The 8,346-nt window shown below is 36.6% G+C and carries 6 protein-coding genes and 1 pseudogene; 1 reads left to right on the forward strand and 6 read right to left on the reverse strand.

The window, feature by feature from the left end; translation table 11 throughout:
- Positions 1–125: 125 nt before the first annotated feature.
- The 3 genes from metG to JR053_RS04470 all read right to left on the reverse strand — a co-directional run bounded on the left by metG (position 126) and on the right by JR053_RS04470 (position 4,436).
- Complete coding sequence (gene metG / locus JR053_RS04460) at positions 126–1,655, reverse strand: methionine--tRNA ligase (RefSeq protein ID WP_029237599.1); 1,530 nt, start codon at positions 1,653–1,655, stop codon at positions 126–128.
- Positions 1,656–2,045: 390 nt separating this feature from the next.
- Complete coding sequence (locus tag JR053_RS04465; RefSeq protein WP_139686513.1) at positions 2,046–2,951, reverse strand: DUF1129 domain-containing protein; 906 nt, start codon at positions 2,949–2,951, stop codon at positions 2,046–2,048.
- Positions 2,952–3,032: 81 nt separating this feature from the next.
- A complete protein-coding gene (locus JR053_RS04470) occupies positions 3,033–4,436 on the reverse strand; it encodes an NAD(P)H-dependent flavin oxidoreductase (protein ID WP_264730662.1) in 1,404 nt (467 codons plus the stop codon).
- Positions 4,437–4,570: 134 nt separating this feature from the next.
- On the opposite strand from JR053_RS04470, the gene coaE reads away from it, so the two are divergent.
- A complete protein-coding gene (coaE, locus tag JR053_RS04475) occupies positions 4,571–5,149 on the forward strand; it encodes a dephospho-CoA kinase (protein ID WP_264375848.1) in 579 nt (192 codons plus the stop codon).
- Positions 5,150–5,416: 267 nt separating this feature from the next.
- On the opposite strand, the gene JR053_RS04480 is transcribed toward coaE, so the two are convergent.
- The 3 genes and pseudogenes from JR053_RS04480 to JR053_RS04490 all read right to left on the reverse strand — a co-directional run.
- A complete protein-coding gene (locus tag JR053_RS04480; protein ID WP_029237687.1) occupies positions 5,417–6,595 on the reverse strand; it encodes a ribonuclease D in 1,179 nt (392 codons plus the stop codon).
- 84 nt (positions 6,596–6,679) lie between these two features.
- Positions 6,680–7,999, reverse strand: a complete 1,320-nt coding sequence (locus JR053_RS04485) for a dihydroorotase (protein WP_010406704.1) — start codon at positions 7,997–7,999, stop codon at positions 6,680–6,682.
- 104 nt (positions 8,000–8,103) lie between these two features.
- A pseudogene (locus tag JR053_RS04490) lies at positions 8,104–8,301 on the reverse strand (TomO hydrophobic C-terminal domain-containing protein); the annotation flags it as partial.
- Positions 8,302–8,346: the final 45 nt, after the last annotated feature.

Genomic DNA, 8,346 nt, shown 5'->3' on the forward strand with positions numbered 1-8,346 from the left:
TAATGATCTTCTTTCCTATGGTTTATAGATGCGACAGAACCTTTTTTTTGACTCTGTTGAATTAAAAAGGCTAACTACAGAACGGCCAACTCAGTCTAGTCTTGTAACGGCTTACTAAGGATTCTTTAAATATCGATCCTCAAAAAAATCGGCGTAGGTTTAGGCAGTGTAATGCCTAAGCTTACACATGCGTTGCACAGAGATTTTAAATCACGTTGTTCTTTTGGAATTTGCAACTGATCGAGTATCATTTTTGCTGACTTTGGAGCAATTGGCTGCAGCAAAATGCCAATCATTCTAATGTATTCAAGTAATTTGTAGATTACTAAATCCATGCGCTCTCTATCGGTTTTACTGAGTGTCCAGGGTGCACTTTTATCTATGTAAGCATTGGCCTTGGAAGAGATATTGATAATCAGGAGTATAATCTGGTTAAATTCATACTTTGATAGATGATCCATTACTTGATCAATTATGGCTTTGCAATTTGGTAAACTCTCATCATCTTTAAGCAAATTGCGATCGACCACTGGTACAACTCCAAAGCATTGCTTGTGCAGAAATGAAATTGTTCTTTGCACTAAATTGCCTATATTGTTTGCCAGCTCTGAGTTTATGCGGCTGATCATGTTCTTCTTACTGAAATTACCATCTTGACCGAAACTTGCTTCCCGAAGGAGAAAATAGCGTAGTTGATCAACACCAAACTCTTCTGCCAGACCAATTGGATCTATAACGTTACCAAGGGATTTGGATATTTTTTCCCCCTCGTTCAGCCACCAACCATGAACTGCAATTTGCTTTGGCAGTGATAAATCTGCTGCAAGGAGGATCGCTGGCCAGTATACAGCGTGAAAACGCAATATGTCTTTACCGATCACATGAACGTTGAAGGAGTTTGTCCAAAATTTCTTATATTCCTCATCTTCTATATTAGGAAAGCCTATTGATGTGAGATAGTTAGTGAGCGCATCTATCCAAACATAAATTACGTGCTTGTCATTCCCTGGTACTTTTATTCCCCAATTAAAACTAGTACGAGAAATCGAAAGGTCAGTAAGTCCTGATTTTACAAACGATACCACCTCGTTTTTTCTGCTCTCAGGAAAGATGAAATTCGGCTGATTTTCGTATAACTCTAGTAATTTATTTTGCCAACTTGACAAACGAAAAAAGTAGCTCTCTTCTTTTATCCACTGAACTTCAGCACCTGTTGGTGCTCTGCCATCTATCAACTCTGATTCCTGATAAAACGCTTCATCACGAACTGAATACCAACCTGAGTAAGAATTCAGATATATTTGCCCTCTCTCTTCAAGCCTATTCCATAGAGCTATAACTGCTTTTTCATGACGTTCTTCTGTGGTGCGAATAAAATCATCATAATAAAAGTTCATTAGCTCAGCCAATTTTCTGAACGTAACACTTATTTCATCTGTAAATTCTTTTGGCTCTATTCCCTTTACCTTAGCCGCTTTTTCAATTTTCTGTCCATATTCATCTGTACCAGTAGTAAATTTGACGTTCTTTTCAGCTAATTTCATAAATCTAGCTGTAACATCACAGATAAGGGAAGTATATGCGTGGCCGATATGTGGCTTGTCGTTTACGTAATATATTGGCGTAGTGACGTAAAAGCTCTCAAATTGCTCCATCTTGTAGTGCTTAAAGCTTTATCGTATCTGCACTAGTAATAAAAATCAATATATATCCTATCGTACAAGCAATCTGAAAAGCCATTATACCGCTGCGTTTTGCAGCGGTATAATGTGAGTAACTTACGTTTGAGTTGCTATGATATTGTTGTCCATAACTTCACAACTGTACAAACATTCGTCTGTGAAAGCAGTGTGTTAAATATTATAGCAGATTTTGCCTCAAACACAAAAATGTCATCCCAGTGCCCAGACACTGGGATCCAGAAAAATTAATTGTAAACAAACGACTATACAACATGTTCAATAAAATTACAAAAAAGCTGGATTCCAGTGTCAAGCACTGGAATGACACTATTTGCTGTACAATTTACCTTCTAAAATCAATATTCATACAATATATCCATGATTTCCAGAATGTTTTTCCGCATTAGAATGAGAAAACAACCCACCAGGTCTGGTGTCATCATAAGAAGAAGCACTTGGAACAGTATTAGGATCTTGAGAAAAGTAAGGAGGTAGTGGTGAATCATAACCTCCACAACTACGCCCTTGTCCAGGATAGCTATCTACCGCTTCTTCAGCCTTCTTAATATTTTCTGACTCTTTCTTATGTTTCATATGAAAAGCCACACCACCAGCAAGACACACAAGAGAATTAATGCCAAGAATGACTAAACCCCAAACTGGTAAGACTGGGTTAATAGCGCAACCTATCAAAGCTGCTAAAGAAATTGCACCAACTGCAAATTCTATATTTCTGAACATTTTAAGTTGACTATCTAGATAATCTATTTTTTCTGACTTTCTAGCCGTTTTTTCGCTGCTGTTGTACCAAACACACATTAAAGCATGGAAAGCAACACACGCAACTACAGCTACTATCCCTAAAGCTAATAATTTCCTGCTGTCTTCTGAGTCTTTTTTCTTATCTTCTCTGCTTTGGTAGCCAACAGTATCAAAACCAGGGTTATTTATAACTGTAGTACGACCACCAAACAGGTTGCTAAGTAGTAAATAATCCCAAAAATCTAAACCTCTATTATCGTTTATATGTACGTGCGTGACTTGAGGGCCTGTAGTTTGTTGCCTATTGCTTCTATCATATTCTGTACTGTTCTGCTCATTAGTTAGATTACTGAGCTTAAATTCCTTATACGCATCTTCAAAAATTTTATCACTCCAGTTCTCAATATTTTGCATACCACGAGAACGTAAAAATTCTTGAACACCATTGTCACTGCCATTTTCTTTTATATAGGCAAGTGCATACCTTTTTAAAACACTACTACGCATAAAAATTCCCCCAGAATTAAGATTAAATTAATAAAGACTTATTATAACAGAGTAACGTTTTCTTGTCAATTCAACCATACCCTAATACCCAGTTAATATCCTTTCCACCAATTCTTTTACTGTCGGTACGTAGCCATTCTCATAAAATGGGTCTTGCTTAAATCTGTAAACATTGTGTCCAGAAAACATGAGTTCATTTTCAACATTGCCGTCATGTACAATGTTTTGCAGTGTCTTTTGTATACAGAAACTCCGTGGATCTGGCTTTCGCCCTGTTGAATGGTCACCATGATCTTTCCAATTGCTAAACAGACAATGGCTCAAACATCCCATGCAATTAATTTGATCTTGTCTTATCTCCGCAAATTTGCTTGGTGTCACAAAAATAACAGTTGTATCTGGAGTTTTCATTGCCTCTGTATAACCTTCCTGAGTCCACTTATCTGCCAGTTCTTTGTCTTGTGCAGTAAGGTAAATCTTTCTACCTCTGCTGCCCATTGCAAATTCATTGTTAAACTCTCCGCTTGCACTTTCCGAAAATTTTATTTGACGTGAATTCCTCTCCTGTAGCTCACGTATGAAGTTATTTCTTACTGCAGATGAGTAAAACCCTGTTGGACTAAATTTGTTTAAAAATACATCACCTTCTTCTAAAGTAAGTAACTTCTTTTTCCACTCTGTAGAAATCGGGCTTTCTTTTGTTAAAAGTGGACGAGTACCAAGCTGAAAAGCTATTGGTCCGATTTGTAAATTGTCAAACCAATGTTCCCAATCCTTCAAATGCCACACTCCCCCTGCCATAACAATTGGCGTTTCAGCAAGACCAACTTCGTTCATGAAAGATCTAAGCTCTGCAACTCTTTCAAATGGAGCCTGTAGTAATTCCGGATCTTCACTATTACTTAGTCCATTGTGACCACCAGCAAGCCACGGATCCTCGTATACTACTCCACCAAGTAAAAAAGAAGATATTTTTTGGTAAGCACGTTTCCATAACGCTTTAAAAGCGCGTGCTGATGAGATAATAGGGTAATAATAAACTTGATATTTAGCTGCAATTTCTCCGAGTCTGTAAGGCATACCAGCACCGCAAGTGATGCCATGAACTAAGCCTTTTGCTTTTTCTAATATACCATGAAGTACATGTTCTGCTGCCCCCATTTCCCAAAGCACATTCATATGTACTCTCCCATGGCCTTTTGATATTTCATTTGCTATTTTTACTTGACTAACTCCAGCCTCAATGCTATATTTAATTAATTCTTCGTGCTTTTCATTTCTTGTTTTACCTTTATAAATTAGTGGTACCAGCTCGCCATTGCCATCGATAAGTTTAGCATTTGCACCAGAAAACGTACCAACAGCATCCGCTGCAGCAAATGCCCCACTTGATCCTCCATCACTGATTGCAATACCTTTACCGCCCTCAATGATTGGCCACACTTCTTTCCCTGAAATCACTATCTTTTTTATCTTATCTTTCAAAATTTCCTCTTAATCTTTCACTCTATTTTACTTAATTACTAAAAAAATAATAGCTTTTCTTTTTATACCTATGCATTCAGTTTTAAATAGGCATAGGAGATGCTATAAATATAGTTTTATAAGAAATTTGCTATATGATCATAGGTTTAACAGGTGGGATTGCAGTTGGAAAGAGCTTTGTAGCCAATTGCTTTAAAGAATTTGGTGCCGCTTTGTTTGATGCCGACTCTGTCGTGCACCAGCTTTATAAAGTGGACAAAAACATAATAAGTTATGCAGAAGAAAAATTTCCTGGGGTGGTAGTAAATGGTAAAATAGACAGAGCAGTATTGTCTGAATATTTTTTAGCCTATGATGAAAATTGGAAACAATTCCAATCTTTAGTGCATTCCGTTGTGCGAAATGAATTAGAAATTTTTATTGCTCAGGAGAAAAAAAATGATAGAAAATCTCTAGTTCTAGACATTCCACTCTTGCTGGAAACAAGATTCCGTTTATATTGCGATTTTATTGTTTTTATCCATGCAGATAGCGCTGTACAAGCTCAAAGGCTCAGTGAGCGTAATATGGATAAAGAAAAGCTGAATCTAATGTCCAGTATTCAGCTACCTATTGAAGAAAAAAGGCAAATGAGTGATTTCATCATCGATACCAGCGCAAATGTTTTTTCTCAAGTGAAAAAAATAGTGGATTCATTAAACCTAAACACGTAGCTTTACGTCATACCGTCACTTGGCCGCTAACAAGCAGCGGGATGACGGTTGTCAGGGTAGTACCTTCTCCTGTCATCCCAGTGCTTGACACTGGGATCTAGCTTTTTGGTAATTTTATCGAAAATGTTTGCTCGTTTACAATCAATTTTCCTGGATCCCAGTGTCTGGGCACTTGGGATGACACCCTACTTAACCGTCATACCGCCGCGGTATCTCTTAGCCACTAACACGTAGCGGGATGACGATTGTCGATAAATCTAAGTTACTTTAGCAACAGTTATTCTCCACCAGATTACTCCGAATTTTAGCTGTACTATCAGCAGATTTTACCATTAAAATCTCAAACCTTGAGCCTGCGTTCAAAAATGATTCAACTGACTTACCGAAAAAATCATATCTCCACCCCTTGAATAGTTTATCTATCTGCCCAGATATTGAACCAGCTAACTCATCTTTTGATGAAACTAACTTTCTTGATATGTTATTTTCCTTACATTTGCTCTCTAAAATAATCGAGAGTATATCAAATACAGATTTATCATAATTATCTGACAGAGTATAATTTTGCTGCACAAACTCCTTCTCATTCTCATTGAAAATATTCATAAATTCTAATAAATCTTCCTCTTTTATATTTTTTGTGTTCCTCTCAAGATCATCTAAAACCTCGTCAATACGCTCCACATTTTTTTCAATAAGACCAATTATTACAGCATTATTAATTACTTTATTACGGTTGATGTTATAGCGTTGTGCTAAAGTCTCTTGCCACTCACTCACTGCTTTAACAACTAACATTAGCCTCGGATTTGCTTCATAGTTAAATTTAATCCTCCTCCATGCATCTTTTGGACTATGCAAATACTTATTTATATCAACCAATAATTCCATCTCTTCTTGAAACCAACTCATCCTATTACTTTCTTCAAGTTTATTGCACAATATTTGGTATAGATCATATAGATATACCACGTCGTTTATTGCATAGTCTAGTTGATCCTCAGACAATGGACGCCTTAACCAGTCTGAATTTTTAGCTTTAATTTTATCCAGTGCTATTCCTTGATATTGCTCTACTACTTTTGAATAACCAATAAAGTCATGATAATAATGGCAAAACATAGCAGCAACTTGGGTATCAAAAATAGGAGTGGGAACACATTTAAACACAGTGAGTAAGGATTCTATATCCTGCCGGCAGCTATGAAACACTTTGATTATTCCCTGATTTAGCATCATTTTCTTAATGAATGATAAATCAATTTCTGGCACTAATGCATCTACAATAAAACTCTTCTCTCCGTAAGAAATTTGAATTAACGATAATTTTGGGTAGTAGGTTAAATTATTTCTAATGAACTCCGTGTCAATTGCTATAAATTTTGGATCTTTTTCCATCAATTCTTTACATGCATTTTCCAGTTCCGATGTCGTACTAATTAGCATATATTTTTTATTCAGTGGCTATATTTTACCACTTATATTAAATCTTTACAATTGATTGAAATTGAGAGCACAATTGTATAATAACTAACTCTTCTGTAAATATACAGTTTTGCCAGACACAACGGTACGTACTACGTGCCCTTTCACTTTGCGTCCACCGAAAGGCGAATTCTTTGATTTACTAGCAAAGTTGTCAACTTTAATTTCCCATTCATGATCCAAATCAACTAAAATTAAGTCCGCTACAAGGTTTTTCTGTATGCGGCCACGTGGCATATGTATGATATCTGCAGGCTTATATGTCAATTTTGCAAGCACATCAAGTAGACCCATTTGTCCACTATGATATAGTTCAAGTGAAAGGGGCAGCATTGTTTCAAGGCCAATAATACCAAATGCAGCATTTTCAAGTGGCAGATCTTTAGAACTAAGATCATGCGGAGCATGATCGGTTGCAATGCAATCAATCACACCTGTCTTTAAACCTTCAATCATAGCTAAACGATCCTCTTCAGTGCGAAGCGGCGGGTTCATTTTTGCGATTGCTCCGTGTTGTTTTACTATATCTTCAGTTAAAGTAAAGTGATGAGGAGTTACTTCACACGTAACATTTAATCCCAAATCTTTTGCACGTTTAATAGCATCAAGTGAATCTTTTGAAGAGACATGTAAAATATGGTAGTGTACATTTTCTATGTTCTTCATTAGCAGTATATCACGAGTTACCATAACCGATTCCGATGCACTCAAGATTCCCTTTACTCCCAATTCTTCAGAAATCTTACCCTCGTTAATTACGCCACCAGCAGATAGATTCAAATCCTCTGCGTGTTGAGCAATAGGAACACCAAGCATACTTGAATAAAGCAGTGCCTGTCTCATAATCATTGGATTCATAACTGGCATACCATCATCGGTGAACCCAACTGCACCTGCTTCCTTTAAGAGTGCCATTTCAGTTAATTTTTCTTCCGAAGTGGTGATTTTAGCGTAAAATTGAACATTCACATGCGAAGTTTCAAATGCTCTATATTTCAAATACTTAGCCAAGACAACACTATCAATCGCTGGAACAGTGTTTGGCTGGCAAACTACAGTTGTAACGCCCCCTGCAGCTGCAGATTTGCTGCCTGTATGTATAGTTTCTTTATGCTCTTGACCTGGTTCACGAAAATGTACGTGAATGTCAATAAGGCCTGGCATTAGAACAAGCCCTTTACAGTCTATTATTTCATCAACTCCACTTGTTGAAAATAATGATTCGCCAAAATCAACAATTTTACCCCCTTCAGTCAATAATGAACCTTTTATATCAAGTTTAGTTTCCGGGTCGATAATACGAGCATTGGTATACGCAATTTTATAGCCTTCCTTTTGCCCTGTCTGCAATAAATTCCAAATCATATTTGAGTATCGATTATAAAATAAATCTAAAGTTTTTTTAGTAAAATACAACCAAATTAAAGTGATGATATAAAACTAGCAATAAAGAATATTTAAATTAATACTCAAGCAGCTATTCTATAACTACCATTTTCGATTTCAACGTTATTAAGTGCGGTATTTGCGTTATAAGAACAGTCACATCCTACTGCAAGAAAAGTTAATGCAGCTACAGCAAGCGAAACACACATTGCTAAATGAACCATTGTTAGACTTGTACCAACAGCAAATGCTCCAGATAATACAAAAGAAACAGAAGCATAATTTGTAATAGTTTAGACTTGATCTGACAGGCATGAATTAACTGA

It is taken from the genome of Wolbachia endosymbiont of Nasonia vitripennis (assembly GCF_048054115.1).
Classification (GTDB): Bacteria; Pseudomonadota; Alphaproteobacteria; order Rickettsiales; family Anaplasmataceae; genus Wolbachia.